This is a genomic window from Fulverythrobacter fulvus (assembly GCF_037154085.1).
Lineage (GTDB): Bacteria > Pseudomonadota > Alphaproteobacteria > Sphingomonadales > Sphingomonadaceae > Andeanibacterium > Andeanibacterium fulvum.
In genome coordinates, this window is the sequence record NZ_JBANRM010000001.1 from 309,971 (window position 1) to 331,769 (window position 21,799).

General features: G+C 63.3%; 24 protein-coding genes. 13 read left to right on the forward strand and 11 right to left on the reverse strand.

All coding sequences use genetic code 11. The annotated features are described in order from the left end of the window. Positions 1–110: 110 nt before the first annotated feature. A complete protein-coding gene (locus WFP36_RS01465) occupies positions 111–791 on the forward strand; it encodes a cysteine hydrolase family protein (RefSeq protein ID WP_336977249.1) in 681 nt (226 codons plus the stop codon). A 4-nt stretch (positions 792–795) separates the two neighbouring features. Here WFP36_RS01465 and WFP36_RS01470 read toward each other — a convergent pair whose 3' ends face one another. From WFP36_RS01470 to WFP36_RS01480, 3 genes are read right to left on the reverse strand one after another with little or no spacing between them, the layout of a single operon-like run. Next, a complete protein-coding gene (locus WFP36_RS01470) occupies positions 796–1,365 on the reverse strand; it encodes a nucleotide exchange factor GrpE (protein ID WP_336977251.1) in 570 nt (189 codons plus the stop codon). A gap of 18 nt (positions 1,366–1,383) precedes the next feature. After that, positions 1,384–2,427 carry a heat-inducible transcriptional repressor HrcA gene (gene hrcA, locus WFP36_RS01475; protein ID WP_336977252.1) on the reverse strand — a complete coding sequence of 348 codons (1,044 nt, stop codon included), beginning with the start codon at positions 2,425–2,427 and terminating at the stop codon, positions 1,384–1,386. Between the two features lie 56 nt (positions 2,428–2,483). After that, positions 2,484–3,005 carry a DUF6438 domain-containing protein gene (locus tag WFP36_RS01480; RefSeq protein WP_336977253.1) on the reverse strand — a complete coding sequence of 174 codons (522 nt, stop codon included), beginning with the start codon at positions 3,003–3,005 and terminating at the stop codon, positions 2,484–2,486. Between the two features lie 107 nt (positions 3,006–3,112). Here WFP36_RS01480 and rph point away from each other — a divergent pair, with 107 nt between their 5' ends. Then, positions 3,113–3,826, forward strand: coding sequence for a ribonuclease PH (gene rph, locus WFP36_RS01485; RefSeq protein WP_336977255.1), 714 nt, complete (start codon positions 3,113–3,115; stop codon positions 3,824–3,826). After that, complete coding sequence (gene rdgB / locus WFP36_RS01490; RefSeq protein ID WP_336977257.1) at positions 3,823–4,449, forward strand: RdgB/HAM1 family non-canonical purine NTP pyrophosphatase; 627 nt, start codon at positions 3,823–3,825, stop codon at positions 4,447–4,449. The genes rph and rdgB overlap by 4 nt, the downstream gene beginning before the upstream one ends. Before the next feature lie 13 nt (positions 4,450–4,462). On the opposite strand, the gene WFP36_RS01495 is transcribed toward rdgB, so the two are convergent. Continuing rightward, positions 4,463–4,978 carry a CAP domain-containing protein gene (locus WFP36_RS01495; RefSeq protein ID WP_336977259.1) on the reverse strand — a complete coding sequence of 172 codons (516 nt, stop codon included), beginning with the start codon at positions 4,976–4,978 and terminating at the stop codon, positions 4,463–4,465. A gap of 45 nt (positions 4,979–5,023) precedes the next feature. Here WFP36_RS01495 and hemW point away from each other — a divergent pair, with 45 nt between their 5' ends. After that, positions 5,024–6,175, forward strand: coding sequence for a radical SAM family heme chaperone HemW (hemW, locus tag WFP36_RS01500; RefSeq protein WP_336977261.1), 1,152 nt, complete (start codon positions 5,024–5,026; stop codon positions 6,173–6,175). Then, positions 6,172–7,071 carry a tyrosine recombinase XerC gene (locus WFP36_RS01505; protein ID WP_336977263.1) on the forward strand — a complete coding sequence of 300 codons (900 nt, stop codon included), beginning with the start codon at positions 6,172–6,174 and terminating at the stop codon, positions 7,069–7,071. Before hemW ends, WFP36_RS01505 begins: the two co-directional genes overlap by 4 nt. Here the strand turns inward: WFP36_RS01505 and WFP36_RS01510 are convergent, their stop codons facing one another. After that, entirely contained in the window at positions 7,072–7,338 is a 267-nt protein-coding gene (locus WFP36_RS01510) for a DUF1294 domain-containing protein (protein WP_336978675.1), read from the reverse strand. Positions 7,339–7,470: 132 nt separating this feature from the next. On the opposite strand from WFP36_RS01510, the gene WFP36_RS01515 reads away from it, so the two are divergent. Beyond that, the gene (locus WFP36_RS01515) at positions 7,471–8,901 is read left to right on the forward strand and encodes a hypothetical protein (RefSeq protein ID WP_336977265.1); all 1,431 of its coding nucleotides are present in this window, start codon (positions 7,471–7,473) and stop codon (positions 8,899–8,901) included. A gap of 155 nt (positions 8,902–9,056) precedes the next feature. Here the strand turns inward: WFP36_RS01515 and WFP36_RS01520 are convergent, their stop codons facing one another. After that, positions 9,057–9,662 carry a DedA family protein gene (locus WFP36_RS01520; protein WP_336977267.1) on the reverse strand — a complete coding sequence of 202 codons (606 nt, stop codon included), beginning with the start codon at positions 9,660–9,662 and terminating at the stop codon, positions 9,057–9,059. A 149-nt stretch (positions 9,663–9,811) separates the two neighbouring features. On the opposite strand from WFP36_RS01520, the gene WFP36_RS01525 reads away from it, so the two are divergent. After that, complete coding sequence (locus WFP36_RS01525) at positions 9,812–10,561, forward strand: SDR family NAD(P)-dependent oxidoreductase (protein WP_336977269.1); 750 nt, start codon at positions 9,812–9,814, stop codon at positions 10,559–10,561. Positions 10,562–10,578: 17 nt separating this feature from the next. Here WFP36_RS01525 and gshB read toward each other — a convergent pair whose 3' ends face one another. Genes gshB through rsmI form a run of 3 tightly spaced genes read right to left on the reverse strand, consistent with a single transcriptional unit; the run spans position 10,579 to position 12,772 of the window. Continuing rightward, the gene (gshB, locus tag WFP36_RS01530; RefSeq protein ID WP_336977270.1) at positions 10,579–11,535 is read right to left on the reverse strand and encodes a glutathione synthase; all 957 of its coding nucleotides are present in this window, start codon (positions 11,533–11,535) and stop codon (positions 10,579–10,581) included. A gap of 41 nt (positions 11,536–11,576) precedes the next feature. Continuing rightward, complete coding sequence (locus tag WFP36_RS01535; RefSeq protein ID WP_336977272.1) at positions 11,577–11,927, reverse strand: YraN family protein; 351 nt, start codon at positions 11,925–11,927, stop codon at positions 11,577–11,579. Then, positions 11,924–12,772, reverse strand: a complete 849-nt coding sequence (rsmI, locus tag WFP36_RS01540) for a 16S rRNA (cytidine(1402)-2'-O)-methyltransferase (protein ID WP_336977273.1) — start codon at positions 12,770–12,772, stop codon at positions 11,924–11,926. Before rsmI ends, WFP36_RS01535 begins: the two co-directional genes overlap by 4 nt. A gap of 36 nt (positions 12,773–12,808) precedes the next feature. On the opposite strand from rsmI, the gene WFP36_RS01545 reads away from it, so the two are divergent. Genes WFP36_RS01545 through WFP36_RS01555 form a run of 3 tightly spaced genes read left to right on the forward strand, consistent with a single transcriptional unit; the run spans position 12,809 to position 17,125 of the window. Continuing rightward, positions 12,809–13,960, forward strand: a complete 1,152-nt coding sequence (locus tag WFP36_RS01545) for a penicillin-binding protein activator (RefSeq protein WP_336977275.1) — start codon at positions 12,809–12,811, stop codon at positions 13,958–13,960. 57 nt (positions 13,961–14,017) lie between these two features. Beyond that, positions 14,018–16,024, forward strand: coding sequence for a DNA topoisomerase IV subunit B (parE, locus tag WFP36_RS01550; protein WP_336977277.1), 2,007 nt, complete (start codon positions 14,018–14,020; stop codon positions 16,022–16,024). A 33-nt stretch (positions 16,025–16,057) separates the two neighbouring features. Next, complete coding sequence (locus WFP36_RS01555; RefSeq protein WP_336977279.1) at positions 16,058–17,125, forward strand: hypothetical protein; 1,068 nt, start codon at positions 16,058–16,060, stop codon at positions 17,123–17,125. 110 nt (positions 17,126–17,235) lie between these two features. Here WFP36_RS01555 and WFP36_RS01560 read toward each other — a convergent pair whose 3' ends face one another. Both WFP36_RS01560 and WFP36_RS01565 read right to left on the reverse strand, forming a co-directional pair. After that, positions 17,236–18,222: a TerC family protein gene (locus WFP36_RS01560; RefSeq protein WP_336977281.1), complete on the reverse strand. Its 987-nt coding sequence runs from the start codon at positions 18,220–18,222 to the stop codon at positions 17,236–17,238. 92 nt (positions 18,223–18,314) lie between these two features. After that, entirely contained in the window at positions 18,315–18,500 is a 186-nt protein-coding gene (locus WFP36_RS01565) for a YdcH family protein (protein ID WP_336977282.1), read from the reverse strand. A gap of 282 nt (positions 18,501–18,782) precedes the next feature. On the opposite strand from WFP36_RS01565, the gene WFP36_RS01570 reads away from it, so the two are divergent. The 3 genes from WFP36_RS01570 to WFP36_RS01580 are packed head-to-tail and all read left to right on the forward strand — an operon-like array spanning position 18,783 to position 21,791. Beyond that, positions 18,783–20,072 (forward strand): serine hydrolase, encoded by a 1,290-nt coding sequence (locus tag WFP36_RS01570; protein ID WP_336977284.1) that lies wholly within the window; start codon positions 18,783–18,785, stop codon positions 20,070–20,072. 2 nt (positions 20,073–20,074) lie between these two features. After that, the gene (locus WFP36_RS01575) at positions 20,075–20,917 is read left to right on the forward strand and encodes an AAA family ATPase (RefSeq protein WP_336978677.1); all 843 of its coding nucleotides are present in this window, start codon (positions 20,075–20,077) and stop codon (positions 20,915–20,917) included. Positions 20,918–20,948: 31 nt separating this feature from the next. Then, on the forward strand, positions 20,949–21,791 hold the full coding sequence (locus WFP36_RS01580) for a DUF817 domain-containing protein (protein WP_336977286.1): 843 nt from the start codon (positions 20,949–20,951) through the stop codon (positions 21,789–21,791). The last annotated feature ends 8 nt before the right edge of the window (positions 21,792–21,799 follow it).

Here is a 21,799-nt window from a genome sequence, read left to right on the forward strand (position 1 = left end):
CGCCCCGCCGCTGACTCGCTTCACCGCGTAAGGCGAGTTTGTACCGATTGCGGTCGGGCGCCGATTGCGGCCATAAGCTCGCGCAAAACAACATATCGGAGAGCCCTGAAATGCCGCACGACGTCGATCATTCCGCGATTCTGGACCGCCTTGCCGCCACGCGCGGCGGGGTGCGCAACAGCTTCACGGATCTCGATCCTGCCCGCACCGCCCACCTGATTATCGACATGCAGAACGGCTTCATGGAGGAAGGCGCGCCGGTGGAAGTACCGATGGCACGCGACGTGGTGGACAATATCAACCGCATTTCCGCCGCGATGCGCAAGGCAGGCGGGCAAAATGTGTTCGTGCGCTTCACCACGCCGCCTCAGGGTTCGCCCAGCTGGTCCAACTTCCATGTCCGCATGGGCCCGGGAGCAGAGGCTCACCGAGAGGCCTTCACCCCCGGCGCGCATTACTGGCAGCTCTGGCCCGACCTTGACGTGCAGGAGGACGATCTCGTGATCGAGAAGCAGCGCTTCAGCGCCTTCACGCATGGCACGAGCGACCTCAACGCCACCCTGCGCGAACGCGGGATCGATACAGTGCTGATCTCGGGCACCCTGACCAATTGCTGCTGCGAAAGCACCGCGCGCGATGCCATGCAGCACAATTACCGCGTGCTGGTGGCCGCCGATGCCAACGCCGCACTGAGCGACGAAGAACATGCGGCCACACTGCACAACATGGCCTTCGTGTTTGCCGATCTCTATTCGACGGAAGAGATCGAAGGCCTATTCCAGGAGGCGTGAAACCTCAGTCCGGCTTCTTCGCCACGGCCACCATGGCCGGGCGGAGCAGGCGGTCCTTGATCATGTAGCCGGCCTGCATTTCCTGCACGATCGTGCCCGGCTCCGCATCGGCGCTGGGCAGTTCGATCATTGCCTGATGCTGGTTCGGGTCCAGCGGCAGGCCGACGGCCGCGATCCGGCTGATGCCGTGTGCTGCAAAAGCCTTTTCCACTTCGCGCTGGGTCGCTTCGATGCCGGTGATGAAGCTCTTGAGCTTCTCGTCCTCGCGCATTTCGGGCGAGACAGCGTCGAGAGCCCGGGCAAGATTATCCGCAATGCTCAGGATGTCGCGGGCAAAGCCAGTCACCGCATAAGCGCGTGCGTCGGCAATGTCCTTCTCAAGGCGGCGGCGCACGTTCTGCGTTTCCGCCTGGGCATAGAGCACGTCACGCTGTGTGGTGGCGAGTTCGTCCTGCAGCCGGGCGAGATCGCCAAGCACGCCGTCCACTTCGCCCTGGTCGAGCAATTCTTCCGGAACTCCTGCCAGTTCCGCTGCCGCCGCTTCGTCCAGCGGCTGTTTCTTGTCATCGTTCATCGTCATTATCTGTCTGTTCTAGCCGATCAATTTGCCCAGAGACTGGGCCGTGAAATCCACCATGGGGACGACGCGCGCGTAATTCAACCGCGTCGGGCCGATCACCCCCACCACGCCGACCACCCTGCCCTCGCGGTCGCGATAGGGCGAGGCGATCACCGTGGAGCCCGATAGCGCGAAGAGGCGGTTTTCCGAACCGATGAAAATACGGGTCGATTCCGCCTCTCGTGCGCTTTCGAGCAAATGGGCAATCGATTGCTTGTTCTCAAGGTCATCCAGCAATTGTCGCACGCGCTCGATATCGCCAAGGGCCGTCTCGTCGAGCAATTTGGCCTGCCCGCGCACGATCAGCACGGGGCGGCGGGCGGCGTCCTCGCTCCATACGGCAAGGCCGCGCTCCACCAGATCGCGGCTCGCTTCGTCCAGTGCCGACTGGCCGGATGAAATTTCCAGACGCATCGCCCGGGCCGCTTCCGCAAGAGTGCGCCCGGCCAGACGCGCGGTGATATAGTTCGTGGCCTGTTCCAGTGCCGCAGGCGGCATGCCCAGCGGCAGTTCCAGCAAACGGTTCTCGATCTGCCCATCCTCGCCCACGAGCACCGCCAAGGCGCTGCCCGGCGAAAGCGCCACGAGGTTCATCTGGGCAAGGCGCGGTTCGCGGCGGGGCACCATCACCACGCCGGCGGCCGCCGAAAGGTCCGACAGCACCGCGCTGGTCGCCTCCAGCGCCTGTTCGATCGGGCCGGGCTGTGTGAGGTGCCGCTCAATCGCCGCGCGTTCCTCCGCAGTCGGCTCGGCCACCTGCATCATCCCGTCCACGAACAGGCGCAGGCCCAGTTCGGTCGGCATTCGCCCGGCGCTCGTATGCGGGGCTGCCAGCAGGCCAAGCGATTCGAGATCCGCCAGAACCGAGCGGATCGACGCGGGGGAGAGGTTCACCCCGCCTTCGGCCGCCAGAACCTTCGACCCCACGGGAAGCCCGCTCGTGATGTAGCCTTCCACGACAAGGCGGAATATCTCGCGAGCACGTGTCGTCAGTTCGGTAACGGGAGGCGTCTTCATCGCGTTCCGACATCTAGGGAGACTTGGCGCGTCAATCCAGAGAGAGCGCGAACTTGCTAACCGTCCTGCGGTTCATATTCGAAGCGGTTCTCTTTTGTGCCCACCAGATCGCCCAGCGGCAATTCCTGCCATGCACCGTAGAGATCGGGCTTGATCTTCTCCACCTTGGGCTCCGCACAGCCGAGGTACCAGCTCAGCGCATCCGTCTCGCCGTTGCCCTGCCCGTTGCCCTGCCAGGTCACGCGGACGCTTGGGCTGTCGGTCCGGACCGGGACGGAACAATTGGCGTAGCCATATTCCACCGCGCCGCTCGGCCGGAACCGCTCGATACGGGCGAAAAAGGCCTTCACCTGTTCAGGCGTGGCAGTGAAGCGATGCTCGCCCTTGGCAGCCACGAAGCGAGTGCCTTCGAAGGTGCCGCTGCCATCGGCGTTGAGGGTGAAGGAAAAGATCGGGCAGGACCCGAAGCAGGCCGTCTCCTCGAAAGTGACGCTTTCCGGCGCCGCCCTGCTTTCGATCGGGGTCGTTGCGCAACCCGCCAGCAGGATGGCAGCAAGAGGAGTGGCAGTTTTCAGCACTTGGCTTATGTCCTTTCCGGCGAGAAATCGCGCCCCGGCCTCGAAATGGCGGTGGCATCGTGAACGCTTGCTGGCTAGGGGAGCGACACAGTCCAATGGAGTGATTTATGCGACCTTCCGGCCGTGCGCCCGACGAAATGCGCGCCATCGAAATCCAGACCGGTTTCACCAAGCATGCGGAAGGCTCGTGCCTGATCTCCTTCGGGGAGACCAAGGTTCTCGTTACCGCAAGTGTCGAAGAACGGCTGCCGCCATGGCTCAAGGGCAAGGGCGAAGGCTGGGTGACGGGCGAATATTCCATGCTGCCCCGCGCTACGCATACGCGTGGCCAGCGCGAAGCCGCCAAGGGCAAGCAGTCCGGCCGCACGCAGGAAATCCAGCGCCTGATCGGCCGTTCGCTGCGCGCCATCGTCGACCTGAAGAAGCTGGGCGAGCGCCAGATCACCGTCGATTGCGACGTGATCCAGGCCGATGGCGGCACTCGCACTGCCTCCATCACCGGCGCCTGGGTGGCGCTGCGACTGGCAGTCAACAAGCTGATGGAACAGGGCCTGATCAAGGAAGACCCGATCATCGGCAAGGTCGCGGCCGTCAGCTGCGGTATCTTCAACGGTAACCCGGTGCTGGATCTCGACTATGACGAGGACAGCTCCGCCGATGCCGACGCCAATTTCGTGCTGATCGAAGGCGGCCAGATCGCTGAAGTGCAGGCCACTGCCGAAGGCGCGACCTATGATGAGGAAGGGCTGCTGCGCCTGCTGCGCCTCGCCCGGATCGGCTGCGACCAGATCTATGCCGCACAGGAAAAGGCTGTGAAGTGACGCGCAAGCTCGCCTCTGGAAAGCTGGTTATCGCCACGCATAATGCGGGCAAGCTGCGGGAGATTTCCGCGCTGCTTGCCCCTTATGGGCTGGAATGCATCTCGGCCGGGGCTCTCGGCCTGCCCGAGCCGGAAGAGACCGGGACGAGCTTTGTCGAGAACGCGCTGATCAAGGCGCGGGCGGCGGCAGAGGCGAGCGGCATCGTCGCCCTGGCCGACGATAGCGGCCTGTCGGTGGAGGCACTGGGCGGAAGGCCCGGCGTCTATACGGCCGATTGGGCCGAGCGGCAGTGGTTCGAAGGCGAGCCCGGCCGCGACTGGTATATGGCGATGGGCAAGGTCGAAGGCATGCTGGCCGAAAAAGGGCCGGATGTTCCGCGCGCTGCAGCGTTCCATTGCGTGCTGGCGCTGGCGTGGCCGGACGGAGACAGTGCCGTCTATGAAGGCCGGGTCGGCGGCACGCTGACCTGGCCGCCGCGTGGCACGCTGGGTTTCGGTTACGATCCGGTGTTCGTGCCCGGCGGTTTCAGCCAGACCTTTGCCGAGATCGATCCCGAGGAAAAGCATCGCATCAGCCACCGTGCCGATGCTTTTGCGAAGCTGGTGGCGGATCAGTTCGCCTGATCCGTCAGTTCGCCTATCGGCCAACCTTGCTGCCGAACCAGTTTCCCGCGGGCCAGTAACGGCACACCAGCACATCCCGGCCCTTTGCAGTCGCAATCGCACAGCCGACCTTGCGTGTGTCGGGCCAGATGATCTGCGTGTAATGCGCCACGTCTTCCCAGCGGCCCGTGGCGGAAACATCGGGGAATGTGCCGGGGCGGAAATCGCGCTTCTCACCGATGAAGGCGCCCATCATGTGGGAATGCGAATAGAACCCGGCAGTCCCCATCCACAAATTCTCGCCGGTCCCTTCCCGGTCCGCCCAGGAGGAATGGCGCAACTTTCCGTCCCTCGCGAGTTGCCGGGCCCATTCGTCGGCCTGTTCGGAAAGCTCCTTGCTCCATTCGAGCCTCGGCAGGCGCTCCGCATCGCGGGCGGCGTTGTGGAGCGAAAGGAACTCGCCTGCCTCTTTCCCGTCCAGCGGACTGGCGAATGCCGGTGTGGCAGCCATCAGCGCCGCCAGAAATGCGAGGATGCGAGCCTTTTCCATGGGTGGAGCTTGACACTTCGCACTTAATGCTTGCTGAAAAGCCGTATGGCGCGCGCGCTCTACATCCACTGGCCCTTCTGCCTCGCCAAGTGTCCCTATTGCGATTTCAACTCGCATGTGAGGGACCGTGTCGATGTGGATAGCTGGCGAAATTCCTTGCTTGCCGACCTGAGGCATGAAGCCGGCCTCGCAGGCGGGGAAAAGCTGGAGAGCATCTTCTTCGGCGGGGGAACCCCTTCGCTGATGCCGCCCCAGCTGGTCGCCACCTTGCTGGAGGAAGCCGAACGCCTGTGGGGCTTCGCTCCGAGAATCGAGATCACGCTGGAGGCCAATCCCAGTTCGGTTGAGGCCAGCAAATTCAGGGATCTGGCAAGTGCCGGGGTCAACCGTGTATCGCTCGGCCTGCAATCTCTGGACGATGACGCACTCAAGTTCCTCGGGCGGTTGCACGATGCCACAGAGGGGCTGAGCGCGCTCGAAACGGCACGGAGCGCGTTTTCAAGGGTCACCTTCGATCTGATCTATGCCCTGCCCGGTCAGACGCCGGAAGCATGGCGGAAGATGCTGGAACGCGCGCTGGGCTTCGGAACCTCGCACCTCTCGCTCTACCAGCTGACCATCGAGCCGGGGACACGCTTTGCCACCATGGTCCGGCAGGGCAATTTCACGCCCCTGGACGACGATGCGGCGGCGGACCTTTTCACCCTCACCCGCGAACTGACTGCGGCGGCGGGTCTGCCCGCCTATGAAATCTCCAACCACGCCCGGCCCGGCGAAGAGAGCCGGCACAACCTCACCTATTGGCGCTATGGCGATTATGCCGGGATCGGTCCCGGCGCCCATGGCAGGCGCGGCGGCGTGGCGACGGTGAGGCACAAGAAACCCGAGAACTGGCTGACGGCGATCGAGAGCCACGGCCATGGAATTGCCGAGGAACGCCCGCTCGGCCGCAGTGAGCAGGCCAGCGAGGCACTGCTGATGGGGCTGCGCCTTGCCGAAGGAATTAACCTTGCCGCGCTTTCCGCCCGCTTCGCCATCGCGCCCGATGCGCTGATCGATGGGCGCCAGCTCGAATTCTATTCCGCACAGGGGCTCGTGACGCGCCTAGAGGGCCGGATTACCGTGAGCGAGGCGGGTATGCCGCTGCTCGATGCGCTGCTGGGCGAACTGGTCCCGGCGGACCTGGTTTCGGCGTGACGACACGGGGCGACATTCTCGAGGCATGGCATGGCCATCTCGCCGAAGGTCGTCGTCGTTCTCCCCATACCGTCCGCGCCTATGTCGCCAGTGCGGCGCGATTGCTCGACCGGCTGGGGGATACGGACTGGCCTGCCCTAGCCCGCCTGGAAGGCACTGCCCTGCGCCAGCAACTCGCCGCGCGACGGGCCGATGGCATCGGCAATGTTTCCGCCGCGCGGGAGCTTTCTGCGCTCAAGGCCTTCATCGCCTTCGCGCGCGACAGGGCCGGGCTGCCCGATACCGCCCCTCCCCGGCTGCGCGGCCCCCGGATCAAGAAGGGCCTTCCACGCCCCGTTACGCCTGACGAAGCGTTGAACCTTGCCGAGACGGTGGACGAGAACGCCAGCGAGGGCTGGATCGGCACGCGCGACCGGGCGGTGCTGCTGCTACTCTACGGCGCAGGCCTACGCATTTCGGAGGCCCTGTCGCTCAAGGGTGGCGATCTGCCGCTGGGCGAGACGCTGACTATCACCGGCAAAGGCAGCAAGCAGCGCGTCGTCCCGATCCTTCCCCTCGTGCGTGACGGCGTCGCCGCCTATGCCGCCGAATGCCCCTGGCCGCTGGGCAAGAACGATCCGCTGTTCCGGGGGGCAAAGGGCGGCCCGCTCTCGCAAGGCATGGTGCAGAAGGCGATGGCGCGCGCGCGCCAAGCGCTGGGCTTGCCTGCCACAGCCACCCCCCACGCGCTGCGCCACAGCTTCGCCACGCATCTGCTGGGCGCCGGTGCGGACCTCAGGAGCCTGCAGGAACTGCTTGGCCACGCCAGCCTCGGTTCGACCCAGATCTACACCAAGGTCGATGCCGCAACCCTGCTCGACACCTACCGCAAGGCCCATCCCCGCGAACGGGGCTGATCAGAGCAGATACCAGCCCGTAATCCCGCCGACCTGAAGCACGCCGATCAATTGCAGATAGGTCGAGAATGGCTGCTTGCGGGTCTTGTGTCGGAACAGGTGGCGCGCAGCAAAGGCCGCGGGCGTTCCTCCGATCAGGGCAAGGCCCAGCAAGTCCGCCTCTGGAATGCGCCGCGCACCTGCAATCGCATATCTTTTGTCCTGCCAGAAGCGCAGGGCAGTCAGCAGATTGATCAGGATGAGGGCAATGAAAGCGGCCTGAAACATGGCCTTGCGATTAGCCGTCAAGCGTAAACAATCCCATGCCGGGCACATGGTGGAAAACCGCCAAGAATCCGCTGGCGAATTGGCGGGGCTGAGGCATAGTCCGCCGCTCCGGGAATTGGTGTGGGGGCACGCTTGGGACAGGAAATCAGTTCGGCAGGTTTCGAAGCAGCCGATTTCGCGCGATTTTCCGATCAGCTTGAGCGGGAGACGGCGCGGCTGAAAGAGCTTCATGCGGCCAATCAATTGTCCCGGGAAGGCACTCGCATCGGGCTGGAACTCGAAGCCTGGCTGATCGACCGGAATTACTTCCCCGCGCCACATAACCAGAGCTTCCTTGAGCGTCTGGGCGATCCCTTCGTTGTGGCCGAGCTTTCACGCTTCAACATCGAAGTGAACGCCTTCCCGGAAATGCTGGAAGGCGGCGGACTGCTGGCGATGGAGCAACATCTCGACGCCACCTGGAAGCGCTGCATTGCCAATGCGCATGAGGATGTAGACACGGTGGTCGCCATCGGCACTCTGCCGACCCTGCGGGAAAGCGACCTGTCGCTGGCGAACATGACGCCGTCCAATCGCTATGTGGCGCTCAATAACGAGATGATCCATCTGCGCGAAGGGCGGCCGCTTTCCATCGACATAGATTGCCACGATCCGGCAGGTGAACATCTCAAGACGACGCATCTCGACTGCATGCTGGAGGCCGGGACCACCTCGTTCCAGCTCCATCTGCAAGTTCCGCCCGAACGGATCGGGCCGAACCTCAACGCCTCCACGATCCTCAGCGCGCCGTTGGTGGCGCTGGCGGCCAATGCGCCCTTCCTGTTCGGCAAGCCGCTCTGGCACGAGACCCGCATTCCTCTGTTCGAACAGGCAATCGAGCAAGCGGGGGACGACAGCACGCTCCACCGCGTGACTTTCGGCACCGGATATGCAGGGGCCGATCCCACCGCGATCTTCGCCGAAAACCTTGAGCATTATCCGGCCCTCTTGCCCATTTGCGGGGATGACGAGGCGCAGTTCCCCTGCCTGCGCCTGCATAATGGCACGGTCTGGCGCTGGAACCGCCCGCTGGTGGGTTTCGACGATGACGGCACGCCGCATCTACGCATCGAACAGCGCGTGATGCCCGCCGGTCCAAGCGTGATCGACATGATCGCCAATGCCGCCTTCTATTACGGCGCAGTATTCATGCTGGCGGATCGGTGCGCCGCGCCGGAGCAGGACCTGCCGTTCGAGGCCGCGCGAAGCAATTTCTACGCGGCGGCCAAGTACGGACTCGGCGCGGAAATCCGCTGGTTCGATGGTGAAGTCCATCCGGTTCGCGAGGTGCTGAGGAAACTGGCCGCGCTGGCGCGCGAAGGGCTGGAGGAACAGGGTGTTCAGTCAGAACTGATCGATCGTTATCTGGACATTGTGGATCGGCGCATCGCCACCGGCCAGAATGGCGCGACATGGCAGCTCGCCCATTACCGCAAGCATGGCGACCTGTTTCGCCTGACCGCCGATTATCTGGAACACCAGCGCAGCGGCATGCCAGTGCATGAATGGCCGGTTGGGGATTGAGAGAGGCGGGTTTTCACTGTTCAGCCCTGACAGGTTGGAACTCGTCATTGGGAGCGGCAAAGCCGCGCGGCAATCCAGAGCCCAACGCGCTTCCGCCCTGGATTGCCGCGGGACCTATAGTCCCTCGCAATGACGAAAAATCCCGCGGACCTTGCCTACCGATCCCTGCGCGGTTTCCACGTGATCACCCGCCAGAGATAGCCGAGGACACCCACGGCCAGCCCGCCGATCACGATCCAGTCGAGCCATTGCTGGGATTCCTCGAAATAGCGCCCCAGCCAGTGTCCGCTGCCGATCAGCAGCACATTCCACACTCCGGCCCCGGCAAATGTATAGGCCAGGAACCTGCCATGCTTCATGTGAGCCAGTCCCGCAGGTAGCGAGATCATGGTTCGCAGCAGCGGCGAGAAGCGCAGGAAGAATACCACCCATTGGCCGTGACGACGGAAGAAGCGGCTGGCCTGCTCGATATCCTCCCACTCCACTGTCAGCCAGCGGCCCCAGCGGTCGACCAGAGGCTGAAGGCGGCGATAGCCCCATTTGTCCCCGGCGAGAAACCAGACGTAATTGCCGAGAGTGGAACCGATGGTTCCCGCCGCCAGCAGCGGCCAGAATTCCATCGTCCCGCGAGCCACCGCCACGCCGCCCAGTCCCATGATGAGTTCGGATGGGATCGGCGGAAACACGTTCTCGATCACCATCAGAAACGCAATGCCCAGATAGCCGCCCTGCTCGATCACATGGAGGATGAATTCATTCATGATGCGGGCTGCGAAACCTTTTCGGGCGGGTGATCTGCCTGTCCTTGGCGGCAGGCGGCCAAAAGCTTGTCAGGCCATTCGGGAGAGGTGACGCGGATCGCCCCAGGCCCTAGCGGTTGCGAAATTCCAGCCAAAGGTAGGATCGGATCATGGGAAGCCAAGGGCGCCTTGCAGGAAAGATCGCACTGGTCACCGGCGGATCGCGCGGCATCGGTGCGGGTATCGTTCGCCGTTTCGCCGCCGAAGGCGCCAGCGTAGCCTTCACATATCGCGCTTCGGCAGAGGCTGCCCGGCAGATCGTGGAGGAAATCGAGGCGGATGGCGGACGTGCCCTTGCGATTGAGGCCGACAGTGCCGACGCCGCAGCGGTCGAGCGCGCAGTGGCGGGCACTGCCGCCCATTTCGGCGGGCTCGACATCCTCGTCAACAATGCAGGCGGCGGAACGCCCGAACTGATCGGCGAAGCAACGCTCGCAAATTACGAGCATATCTTCGCAGTGCACGTCCGCGCCGCCTTCGTCGCCATGAACGAAGCGGCGAAGATCATGCCCAACGGGGGCCGGATCATCACCATCGGCAGTATCAATGCGCGGCGCCTGCCCTTCACTTATGGCGCGCTCTATTCGGCCACCAAGGCTGCACTCGTCGGCCTCACCAAGGGCGCGGCGCGCGATCTCGGGCCGAAGGGGATCACCGTGAACGTGATCGAGCCGGGACCGATCGACACCGATCTCAATCCGGCCGACGGCCCCTGGGCGGCCCCCGCGCTTGCCGCGCTGGCAATGGGCAGGTTCGGCAAGGCGAGCGACGTAGCCGGGCTCGCCGCCTATCTCGCCAGCGAAGAAGGCCGCTTCATCACCGGCGCGGAATTGGCAATAGACGGCGGCTATTCGATCTGACGGCCTGTCAGGCAGGCTCAGCTGCGGCCGAGCCTGCCTTCAATGGCATCCCAGATCATCCCGGCAGTATCGGTGCCGTTGAACTTGTCGATGGCGACGATGCCGGTCGGCGAAGTCACGTTGATTTCGGTGAGCCAGTGGCCACCGATCACGTCGATCCCCACGAAGATCAGCCCCAGTTCCTTCAGGCGCGGGCCGAGCGCGGCGCAGATTTCCTCTTCGCGCGGCGTCAGGCCGCTTGCCTCGGCAGAGCCGCCCCGCGCCAGATTGGAACGGAACTCGCCCTCGCCCGGGCGGCGATTGATGGCCCCTGCCACTTCGCCATCCACCAGCACGATGCGCTTGTCGCCTTCGGCCACTTCGGGGAGGAAGGGCTGAACCATGTGGGGTTCCGGCCACGTCTGGTTGAACACTTCGATCAGGGCGGAAAGATTGTCGCCGCTTTCAGGCACGCGGAAGATTGCCTTGCCGCCATTGCCGTGGATCGGTTTCACCACCACCGCGCCATGGCGCTTCTGGAAGGCCCGTACTTCCTCGACCGAGCGAGTGACGAGCGTGGGCGGCATGAACTGACGGAAATCGAGGACGAACACCTTTTCCGGCGCGTTGCGCACGCTGACCGGATTGTTCACGACCAGCGTTTCATTCTCGATCCGCTCGAGCAGATGCGTGGCAGTGATATAGCCCATGTCAAAGGGCGGGTCCTGCCGCATCAGGATCACGTCGATGTCCTTGCCCAGATCCATGCGCCGTTCTTCGCCCGCCCTGAAATGGTTACCCACCTCGCGCTGGACAGTGACCGGCTTCAGCATCGCATGCAGCCGGTCGTTCTCGTCCAGCGTCAGCGATCCGACGTCGTAATGGAACAGTTCATGCCCGCGCGCCTGCGCACTCAGCATCAGGGCGAAACTGGAATCGCCCGCGATATTGATGCTTTCGATTGGGTCCATCTGGACGGCGACGCGCAGGGCCATCGGCAGGTCTTTCTATTGGTCTGTCTGAGCAGCAGCCCCACTCAGGGCTGCCAAGCGTTGACGATGTGGCGCGGGAAGCGGCCCGGCGCAAGGAGCAGGACGTCGATCCTGATCGAATCCTTCGGCTTTTGATAGCGATGAGCCACTGCCTCCACGGCGGCGGCGACACGGCGCAGGCGGTGTTCGTCGATTGCCATGGCGAGATCGTCGCCCCGCTTGCGCCACTTCACCTCGATGAAGGCCACAGTGCGCCCGCGCCGGGCAATCAGGTCGATTTCGCCGCGCGGGGTCTTCACTCGCCGGTCGAGCAACCACCAGCCATGGAGATTGAGCCACAGGGCCGCCCTGATCTCTGCCAGACGACCAAGCTTTTCGGCTTCGGCGCGGCTCACCGGCTCTTCAGCTCCATCGCGCGCGCATAGAGCATCTTGCGATCCAGTCCGGTCGCCTTTGCCACCTGAGCCGCCGCCTGAGACGGCTTGTCGTGCTCCAGCGCGGCGATCAGCAGGGCATCGGCATCCACCTCTCCCCCCGCCTCTTCGCCCGGCGGGGCGACCATCAGCACGATCTCGCCCCTTGGCGGATGAGCCTCGTAATGAGCGATCAGGTCTGCCGGAGTGCCCGTGCGGCATTCCTCATGCAGCTTGGTGAGTTCCCGCCCGACCGCCACATCCCGCCCGGGCAGGACTTCGCCAATGGCCTCCAGCGATTTTGGGAGACGCGGCGCGGTCTCGTAGAAGATCAGCGTGGCCGGCACATTTGCCAGCTCCGCCAGCGCATCTCCCCGCGCCTTCTCCTTCACCGGCAGGAAACCGGCGAACAGGAAGCGATCGTTCGGCAGGCCGGAGAGAGTGAGGCCGACAATGGCGGCACTCGCGCCGGGCAGGCTGGTAACCGTGATGCCCTCCTCTCGCGCCTCGCGCACAAGGCGATAGCCGGGGTCGGAAATCAGCGGCGTGCCCGCATCGCTGACCAGCGCGATTGCCTGGCTGCGCATGGATTCGAGCAGGCGGGCGCGATCCTTTTCTCCGCTATGGTCGTCATAGCGCCACAGGGGTTTCCTGATATCGAGATGTTTCAGCAGCTTGGCCGTAACCCTCGTATCCTCGCAGGCAATGGCATCGCACCGCGCCAGCACCTCGGCTGCCCGCATCGTGATGTCACCGAGATTGCCAATCGGCGTTGCGACAATATAGAGCCCCGGTGTCAGGGACGGTTCACGTTCGGCGCTGGACATTCAGGCCTTGTGGACAGGATTGCAGGGAGCGGCAAGATGTTGGGTGGAGCAATCAATCGGCGCAGGGCGCTGGCCATAGCGGCGATGGTGCTTCTGGCAGGCTGTAAAGTGATCCCCAAGGTCGAGCCCGGCCCGGCCCCGGCCCCTAAGCCCACCGAAGGCGCACTGCCCACGGATACGGACCGCCACCGCGTCGCCCTGCTGGTTCCGCTGTCGGGCGCCAACGCCGACGTCGGCCAGTCCATCGCCAATGCCGCGACAATGGCACTGCTCGACACCAATGCAGAAAATCTGCGCATCACCACCTATGATACGGCCACCGGGGCAGACAGCGCCGCCGCACGCGCGCTGGCCGATGGCAACAAGCTGATCCTCGGTCCGCTGCTTTCCGAAGACGTGATGCCGATCCTGTCCCGTGCGCGGCCCGCCGGCGTGCCGCTGATCGCCTTTTCGAATGACACTTCGGTCGCGACGAACGACGTATTCGTGATGGGCGTCAGCCCGGAACAGTCGATCGTGCGCTCGATCGATTTCGCCAAGACACTCGGCACCAGGAAGGTCGCCCTGCTGGTTCCGGATGGCGAATATGGCGCCCGTGCCGAAAGCGCTTTCCGCTATGCACTCTCGCAAAGCGGGCTGACGCTCGCCGGGCGGGAAACCTATGATCGCGGCAATACGTCCATCGTCAGCGCCGCCAAGCGGCTGCGGGCAAAGGGCGGGTTCGACACTATCCTGATCGCGGAAGGGCCGCGCCTGTCGATCCAGGCCGCTGGCGCCATACGCCCGGCCAATGCCACTTCGCCGATGCTGCTGGGCACCGAATTGTGGAGCGGCGATGCCAGTGTTGCCAGTTCCGCTGCCCTGCGCGGCGCGCTGTTCTCCACCATTTCCGACGGGCGCTTTGGCCAGTTCGCCGAAAGCTACCGGGAACGCTTCGGCTCCACTCCGCACAGGATCGCTACGCTTGGCTATGATTCCGTGCTGCTCACGCTGCGCGTCGCGCGCGATTGGAAGCCGGGCAAAGCCTTCCCTCTTGCGAAGATGCGCGACGGTGGCGGCTTCCTCGGGCTGGACGGCCCGTTCCGCTTCCGCGCCGACGGGGTGGTGGAACGCGCGATGGAAGTCCGTCAGGTCGGCAAGGGCAAGATCGACGTAGTGTCGCTTGCACCCGATCGGTTCGAGGACTGAAGATAACCCGCGCAACCTGCTTGTGAAGGCGCGATTCCGCGCCTTATAGCGGTTTCGATGTCCGACGATCTGTTCGAAAACGCGCCTGCCGCCAGCGGCGATTACAACGCCTCCTCGATCGAGGTTCTCGAAGGGCTCGAACCTGTCCGCCGCCGCCCCGGCATGTATATCGGCGGCACGGACGAACGCGCCCTGCACCACCTCGCTGCCGAAGTGCTGGACAATGCGATGGACGAAGCCGTAGCCGGCTTTGCCAACCGCATCGAGGTAACGCTGGAAGAAGGCCCCGAAGGCAGCGCCGGGCGCCTGACGATCACCGATAACGGCCGCGGCATCCCGGTGGACGAACATCCCAAGTTCCCCGGCAAATCCTCGCTCGAAGTAATTCTCTCCACGCTCCATTCAGGCGGCAAATTCTCCGGCAAGGCCTATGCGACTTCCGGCGGCCTCCACGGCGTGGGCGTGAGCGTGGTGAACGCGCTCTCCAGCTATACGCGGATCGAAGTGGCGCGCGAAAAGCAGCTCTATGCGCAGGAATTCGCGCGCGGCGTGACGCAAGGCCCGCTGCAGAAGCTGGGCCCCACGCCCAATCGACGCGGCACTAGTGTAAGCTTCGTCCCCGACACCGAGATTTTCGGCGAGCAGAAATTCAAGCCGCAGCGCCTGTTCAAGCTCGTACGGTCGAAGGCCTATCTCTTCGCCGGGGTCGAAATCCGCTGGAAATGCGCGGCATCGCTCACCAGCGAAGGTGTTCCGGCGGAGGCAGTGTTCCAGTTCCCCGGCGGGCTGGCCGATCATCTGGCCGAAGAGGTGGGAGGCCGCGAATGCGTCACCGCGCAGTTCTTCAGCGGCAGCCAGGAATTTCCGGCCGGGCCCGAAGGCCAGCAGATGGGCCGCGTGGAATGGGCCATCGCCTGGCCGCTGTGGTCCGACGGTTCCTATAGCTGGTACTGCAACACTGTGCCGACGCCCGATGGCGGCACGCATGAGCAGGGCCTGCGCGCCGCGCTGACCAAGGGCATCCGCGCCTTTGGCGAGCTGACCGGACAGAAGAAGGCGAAAGACATCTCTGCCGACGATATCGTCACCGGCAGCGAGGTGATGCTGTCCCTCTTCATCCGCGATCCCCAGTTCCAGAGCCAGACGAAGGACCGGCTGACTTCGCCCGAAGCGGCCCGCATGGTCGAGAACGCGGTGCGCGACCATTTCGACCACTTCCTCACCGACAATATGGAGCGCGGCCGCGCGCTGCTGGGCGCGGTGATGGAGCGCATGGACGAGCGGCTGAAGCGCAAGGCCGAGCGCGAAATCAAGCGCAAGACCGCAACCAACGCCAAGAAGGTGCGCCTGCCCGGCAAGCTGACCGACTGTTCCGGCGAAGGCGATGGCGAGACCGAACTGTTCATCGTCGAAGGCGATTCCGCAGGCGGCAGCGCCAAGCAGGCCCGCGACCGCAAGACGCAGGCAATCCTGCCGATCCGCGGCAAGATACTCAACGTCGCCAGCGCGACGGCCGACAAGATACGGGCCAATCAGGAAATCGCCGACCTTCAGCTCGCGCTGGGCTGCGGCGCGCGCAAGGACTGCAACCCCGACAATCTGCGCTACGACCGCATCATCATCATGACTGACGCCGACGTGGACGGCGCCCATATCGCCACGCTGCTGATGACGTTCTTCTTCCAGGAAATGGCGGAGATCGTGAAGCGCGGACATCTCTTCCTCGCCCAGCCCCCCCTCTACAAGCTGACGGCCGGCAAGGAGAGCACCTATGCCCGCGACGAGGCACACCGGGCGGAACTGGAAGCCTCGCAGTTCAAGGGCAAGAAGGTCGAGGTCAGCCGCTTCAAGGGCCTTGGAGAAATGAACCCGCAGCAATTGCGCGAAACGACCATGAGCCCCGCCTCGCGCAGCCTGATCCGCATTACCCTGCCCGCCGAGCACGAGCAGCGTTTTGCAGTGAAGGAACTGGTCGACCAGCTGATGGGCCGCAATCCGGAACACCGCTTCAACTTCATCCAGAACCGCGCGGGCGAACTGGACCGGGACCTGATCGACGCCTAACCTGCCCATTCCCGTAACGGGATTGGGGGACTTATGAGATTTGTATTCTTTACAGCCGCAGCGTTATCGCTCGTCGGCGCCCCGGCATTCGCCGACATTACCGACTTCGATGTGGCGCCCGACGCGACCTGGAAACACAAGAAGACTTCCGTTCAGTTTCCTCCGAAGCTGGACGGATTCTCGCGCGAATGGGCTGGAGATTTCGGAACCGGGCAAACGGATATTCTCGCAACCTATCAGGACCGTGCGAGCGGAACGACGGCGACGCTTTACGTCTTCCGTGCCGGCCTGGTCGACGTGCCTGTGTGGCAAGACCGGGTGCTCATGGCGATGAAGGAAAGCAAAAACATTGGACCGGTTCTGGTGGAACAAGCCCTGCAGACCAGCTTCACCCCGCGTCAGGGACGTGGGGCAAACAGCGGCTACCGTTTTTCTGCGCCGTCTGGCCACGATCGATTCAGTTCAACCGGATTCGCCATGTTCCCGCATGACGGTTGGCTGATAGTGGTTCGTATGAGTTCGCAGACACTCACGGCGCAACAGCTGGACCAGCGGATCGACAGCTTTGTTGGCGCTGTTCCGCTGCGCACCGGAAAACAGGCCTATCCCGCTGCGGAACCGATCAAGCCCTGCGCCAACCCGCTTTCCTTCGAAGGGAAGGCAGAACAAAGCAAACCGGACTTGCAAACCCTGTTTCTGCTGGCGGCTTTTGCCAAGGCAGATGAAAAGCCGTCTGACCGAAAATCAAAAGCCCCTGATGCAGAAATTGCACAGTATTGCAGGGATTCGGATGCCGGTGTGTCCTACGGCGTCTATCGCCAGGACGATGGGAAGACGGACAGCTATGTCATGGCGCTCGGCGATTCCGGAACAGCCATTACCGTCGGACGATTCTCCTTTCTCGGCGTGCTCGAAAAGCCTGCCGGAGACCAGTACTGGCCCATCCTCAAGGATACCAGTTCGACCTTTATTTTCGCGCCGTTCGACCGCCTGCCTTCTCCGGCGGAAGTGATGCAGGTGATCCAGACCCAGAACCCGGTCAGTTCGGTGACGACAGATGCAAAGGGCGAGACGACAATAACGCTGCCGTCACCTTCCTGACTGCAATTGCCATCCTCGCTCAGCGAACGGGGCATTTACAGCCAATTGAGGAAGTGGGCCGGAGTCAGTCGACGCCTGAGCGTTCGACCGGCCCCGGCCCGTCCACGGGATCAGGCGGGTGCTTCGCCCTCCTCCTTGCGCGTCTTCCAGAGCGACCAGAGCACCCCGCCCAGGATCAGGGCGAAGGTCACTCCCAGACTGAGTGCGGGCGGAACCTTGCCGCTTTCCGTCAGGAAATCGCCGATGAAGATCTTGGAGCCGATGAACACCAGCACCAGAGCCAGCGCATATTTCAGGTAGTGGAAACGGTGCACCATCGCCGCGAGCGCGAAGTAAAGCGCGCGCAGGCCCAGGATCGCCATGATGTTGCTGGTATAGACGATGAAAGTATCGGTCGTGATCGCGAAGATCGCCGGAACCGAGTCCACCGCGAATACCAGGTCGGCCAGGTTGATGACCACCAGCGCCAGGAACAGCGGCGTTGCGGCCAGCGCGAGTTTGCCGGTCTTCGAATCCTTTTCCCGCACGAAGAAGCGCGGACCATGCAATTCCTTCGTGATCCGCATGTGGTTGGAGAGCCATTTGATCAGCGGATTGCGCGAGATGTCAGGCTCGTGATCGGCCACCCACAGCATCCTGAGGCCAGTGAAGATCAGGAACGCCGCGAAGATGTAGAGCGTCCAGTAGAATTCCTGCACCAGAGCCGCGCCGGCCGCGATCATCAACCCGCGCAGCACGATCACTGCAAGGATGCCCCATAGCAGCGCGCGATACTGGTAACGCGGCGGAATGGCGAAGAAGGTGAAGATCACCGAGATGATGAAGACATTGTCGATCGACAGTGCCTTCTCGATGAAGAAGCCGGTGTAATATTTCATACCCAGATCGGGCCCGCGCTCGAACCACACCCACAGGCCGAATAGCAGCGCCACGGCGATGTAGAAGGCCGAGAGTTTGAGCGATTCCTTGACGCCCATCTCCTTGTCTTCCTTGTGCAGGAAGCCCAGATCGAAGGCGGTCAGCCCGATCACGATGGCTGCGAATGACAGCCAGAACCAGACCGGGGTGCCCAGCCAGTCCGCAGATAGAAGTTCCATGGTCAGTGTCCCTCATGTGCACGCGGGGCGCGCATGCATGTCATCGCCCGCGGCGACCTGCGCCACGGGCGATCTGCGTCATTTCCCTTGCCTCAGTTCTGGAGTGTCGGGGCAGTCGGCCTGCGCAGCAGGCGGGCGATCCGGTCCTTCACGGCCAGCTTCAACTTCTTGAGCCGTACGATCTCCAGCGAGTTGCGACCCCGACGCTGTTGCGCGAGGCGGAGGGCGTTATCCAGCTTCTGGTGCTTTTCCATCAGGCTGAACAGGCGATTGGACATGCAAATGCTCCCTTCGAAACGACAGTTGCGTTTGATCGGAAGCACCGAGCCGGATCCGAAGTCCGGGGGGTGGGGGGGAATTGGAACCCGGACCCGGCATCGGTGCTATCCGATGCGGTCCGACATCACGCAGCTCAGCCTGAAGGCTGGAGCCGCGCCAGAGGGGCCCGGTCCGCACAATCTATGTGGGGGCATTCGGCGGCAGGTTCAAGGGGGAGAAAAAGGAAATTCCAGCTTCGGCGGCAACATTGCATGTTGGCCGCGATACGCTAGCCTTGCGGCATGAAATATCTGCTCTTCGCCGGGGCGCTCGCGCTTGCATCTCCCTCTATCGCCCTCGCGCAGGACGACGCGCATGCCGTGGAAGACGCGAGCATCGGCCGGGCCGAAGATATCCGCGCCGTGCTGGAAGGGATCACGCCTGCAGAGCAGGTGTTCGCGCCGTCCTTCCTGGCCGTCGTGCCCGCTTCGCAGCTCAAGGCGATCGCGGGCCAGCTCATCGCGGCAAATGGCGCCATCAAGGCAGTCGACGAAGTGTCCTACAAGGGCAATGGCGCCGCGACGTTCGACATCGTCTTCGAAAAGGCCCGTGCCTCCGCCTCGTTGCAGCTCGGCAGCCAGGCGCCCTATCTCGTCGCCGGTTTCCGCATCGGCGCAGCGACGCCCGTCGACGATACGCCGGCAAAGATCCTCGGTGAGATTGCCGCCCTGCCCGGCGCGACCGGCTTCGGAGTTTACGTTTTGGATGGCGGGGAACCCCGCTCGATCCTGACGAACAAGGCTTCCGAACAGCTGGCGATCGGATCGACCTTCAAACTCTATGTCCTCTCGGCACTGACGCAGGAGATCAAGGCGGGCAAACGCAGCTGGGCAGACGTAGTGAAGCTCGATGCCCCTTCGATACCCAGTGGCCAGATGCAGGACTGGCCGATCGGCACGCCGGTAACCCTGCAGACGCTCGCCACCATGATGATCTCCGTCAGCGACAACACCGCCACCGACGTGCTGATGCGCGTGCTCGGGCGGGAGGCAATCGAGGCCGAGATCGTTGCCTCGGGCCATGCGGAACCTTCGCGCACGCTGCCCCTGCTCACCACGGTCGAGTTCTTCGCGCTGAAGAACGACCCGGCACGGATCGCCGCGTTCAGGGCCGCCGACGATGCCGGGCAGCGTGCCTTGCTGGCGCAGTGGGCCCCGTCTCTCACCGCGGACAAGGTCGATGTCGGCAAGTTCATCGGGGCAGGTCCGATTGCCATCGACAGCATTGAATGGTTCGCCTCTGCTGAAGATGTGGCGCGGATATTCCAGCGCCTGCGGGACGTCGATGACCCCGCCGTTCTGGCGATCCTCGGCATCAACACAACGCTGCCCCCATCAGCTGAAGCGAGCTGGGACTATGTCGGCTACAAGGGCGGATCGGAGACCGGCGTGATCGATCTTTCCTGGCTGCTGAAAGACAAATCCGGCCGCTGGATCGTGGTTTCCATGGCATGGAACAACCCTGACAAGGCAGTGGACGATGCTGCCTTTGTCGCCCTTGGCCACCGCCTGATCGGGATGCTTCATCAATGAGCCTGCGCTTCGAAGGAACGGCGAACTACATCGCCACTCAGGACCTCAAGGTGGCGGTTAATGCAGCAGTGCTGCTGCGCCGCCCGCTGCTGGTGAAGGGGGAACCGGGCACGGGCAAGACCGTGCTGGCCCACGAGATCGCGCGGGCCATCGATGCGCCCCTGATCGAATGGAACGTGAAGTCCACCACCAAGGCGCACCAGGGCCTGTACGAATATGACGCAGTGGCACGCCTGCGCGATGGCCAGCTGGGCGATCCGCGCGTCCATGACATTTCCAACTACATCAAGAAGGGCAAATTGTGGGAGGCGTTCACGTCCCCCACCCTGCCCGTCCTGCTGATCGACGAGATCGACAAGGCCGACATCGAGTTCCCGAATGACCTGTTGCAGGAACTCGATCGCATGAGCTTCGATGTCTACGAGACGCAGGAGCGGATCGAGGCGAAGGAACGGCCCATCGTGGTCATCACCTCAAACAACGAGAAGGAACTGCCGGACGCCTTCCTGCGTCGCTGTTTCTTCCATTACATCGCCTTCCCCGACCGGGAGACGATGCAGGCGATTGTCGATGTCCACTTTCCCGACATCCAGCAGCGGCTGGTGAAGCAGGCGCTGGACCTGTTCTACGATATCCGCGAAGTGCCGGGCATGAAGAAGAAACCCTCCACCAGCGAACTGCTCGACTGGCTGAAGCTGCTGCTGAACGAAGACATGCCGCTGGAAGTGCTGCAAAGCCGCGACCCGTCAAAGGCCATCCCCCCGCTGCATGGGGCGCTATTGAAGAACGAGCAGGACGTGATGCTGTTCGAACGGCTGGCCTTCATGCACCGGCGGGGCGGCTGACGCCAGGATCGGGCCTCGACAGACTTTCTGAATGCCACCCGCCGAAACCCACACCCGCTTTGCCGCCATCCGCGCGCGGCTGGAAGCGTTCGAGCCGCGCCCCGGCCTCCATTCATGGATCTACGAATTCGCGCTGTTCGGCTTCAAACAGGGATGGGCCTGCCTGTTCGGGGGTCTGATGCTTGCGCTCCTGCTGGCGACTTTCCTGTTTTACCCCGCCGATGCGCCCCTCGCCCGCTATGATTTTCTTACCCTCGCGGCACTGACCATCCAGATCGGAATGTTGTGGTTCCGGCTCGAGACCTGGGAAGAAGCAAAGGTAATCCTGGCTTTCCACGTGGTCGGCACGGCGATGGAACTGTTCAAGACGGCAGCCGGATCGTGGATCTATCCGGAGCCAAGCCTGCTGCGCATCGGCGAAGTGCCGCTGTTCTCCGGCTTCATGTATGCTGCGGTAGGCAGCTATATCGCCCGCGTCTGGCGGATTTTCGATTTCCGTTACACCGGATATCCGCCCCTCTGGGCAAGCTGGCTGGTGGCGGTGCTGGTCTATGTGAACTTCTTTGCGCACCACTGGCTGCCAGACATTCGTAACGCGCTGTTCCTCGCCTTGATCGTGCTGTTCCTGCGGACGCGAATTCACTTCACCGTCTGGCGCGAACGACGCTGGATGCCACTGCTCGTCGGTTGGCTGCTCGTGGCGCTGTTCATCTGGTTCGCCGAGAATATCGGCACATTCGCCCGTGCCTGGACCTATCCCGACCAGGCGGGGGGATGGTCGCCCGTCTCCCCCGCCAAACTGGGTGCATGGTATCTGCTGATGTATATCAGCTTCGTGCTGGTCTCGGCCGTCAGCCGGCCAAGGGCACCGTAAGGCGCAGC

Excerpts from the sequence above, each read along its gene's own strand:
- WFP36_RS01465 (WP_336977249.1), top strand. The coding sequence starts at position 111 with ATGCCGCACGACGTCGATCATTCCGCGATTCTGGACCGCCTTGCCGCC.
- WFP36_RS01470 (WP_336977251.1), bottom strand. The coding sequence starts at position 1,365 with ATGAACGATGACAAGAAACAGCCGCTGGACGAAGCGGCGGCAGCGGAA.
- hrcA (WP_336977252.1), bottom strand. The coding sequence starts at position 2,427 with ATGAAGACGCCTCCCGTTACCGAACTGACGACACGTGCTCGCGAGATA.
- rph (WP_336977255.1), top strand. The coding sequence starts at position 3,113 with ATGCGACCTTCCGGCCGTGCGCCCGACGAAATGCGCGCCATCGAAATC.
- WFP36_RS01495 (WP_336977259.1), bottom strand. The coding sequence starts at position 4,978 with ATGGAAAAGGCTCGCATCCTCGCATTTCTGGCGGCGCTGATGGCTGCC.
- hemW (WP_336977261.1), top strand. The coding sequence starts at position 5,024 with ATGGCGCGCGCGCTCTACATCCACTGGCCCTTCTGCCTCGCCAAGTGT.
- WFP36_RS01510 (WP_336978675.1), bottom strand. The coding sequence starts at position 7,338 with ATGTTTCAGGCCGCTTTCATTGCCCTCATCCTGATCAATCTGCTGACT.
- WFP36_RS01520 (WP_336977267.1), bottom strand. The coding sequence starts at position 9,662 with ATGAATGAATTCATCCTCCATGTGATCGAGCAGGGCGGCTATCTGGGC.
- WFP36_RS01525 (WP_336977269.1), top strand. The coding sequence starts at position 9,812 with ATGGGAAGCCAAGGGCGCCTTGCAGGAAAGATCGCACTGGTCACCGGC.
- gshB (WP_336977270.1), bottom strand. The coding sequence starts at position 11,535 with ATGGCCCTGCGCGTCGCCGTCCAGATGGACCCAATCGAAAGCATCAAT.
- rsmI (WP_336977273.1), bottom strand. The coding sequence starts at position 12,772 with ATGTCCAGCGCCGAACGTGAACCGTCCCTGACACCGGGGCTCTATATT.
- WFP36_RS01545 (WP_336977275.1), top strand. The coding sequence starts at position 12,809 with ATGTTGGGTGGAGCAATCAATCGGCGCAGGGCGCTGGCCATAGCGGCG.
- parE (WP_336977277.1), top strand. The coding sequence starts at position 14,018 with ATGTCCGACGATCTGTTCGAAAACGCGCCTGCCGCCAGCGGCGATTAC.
- WFP36_RS01555 (WP_336977279.1), top strand. The coding sequence starts at position 16,058 with ATGAGATTTGTATTCTTTACAGCCGCAGCGTTATCGCTCGTCGGCGCC.
- WFP36_RS01560 (WP_336977281.1), bottom strand. The coding sequence starts at position 18,222 with ATGGAACTTCTATCTGCGGACTGGCTGGGCACCCCGGTCTGGTTCTGG.
- WFP36_RS01565 (WP_336977282.1), bottom strand. The coding sequence starts at position 18,500 with ATGTCCAATCGCCTGTTCAGCCTGATGGAAAAGCACCAGAAGCTGGAT.
- WFP36_RS01570 (WP_336977284.1), top strand. The coding sequence starts at position 18,783 with ATGAAATATCTGCTCTTCGCCGGGGCGCTCGCGCTTGCATCTCCCTCT.
- WFP36_RS01580 (WP_336977286.1), top strand. The coding sequence starts at position 20,949 with ATGCCACCCGCCGAAACCCACACCCGCTTTGCCGCCATCCGCGCGCGG.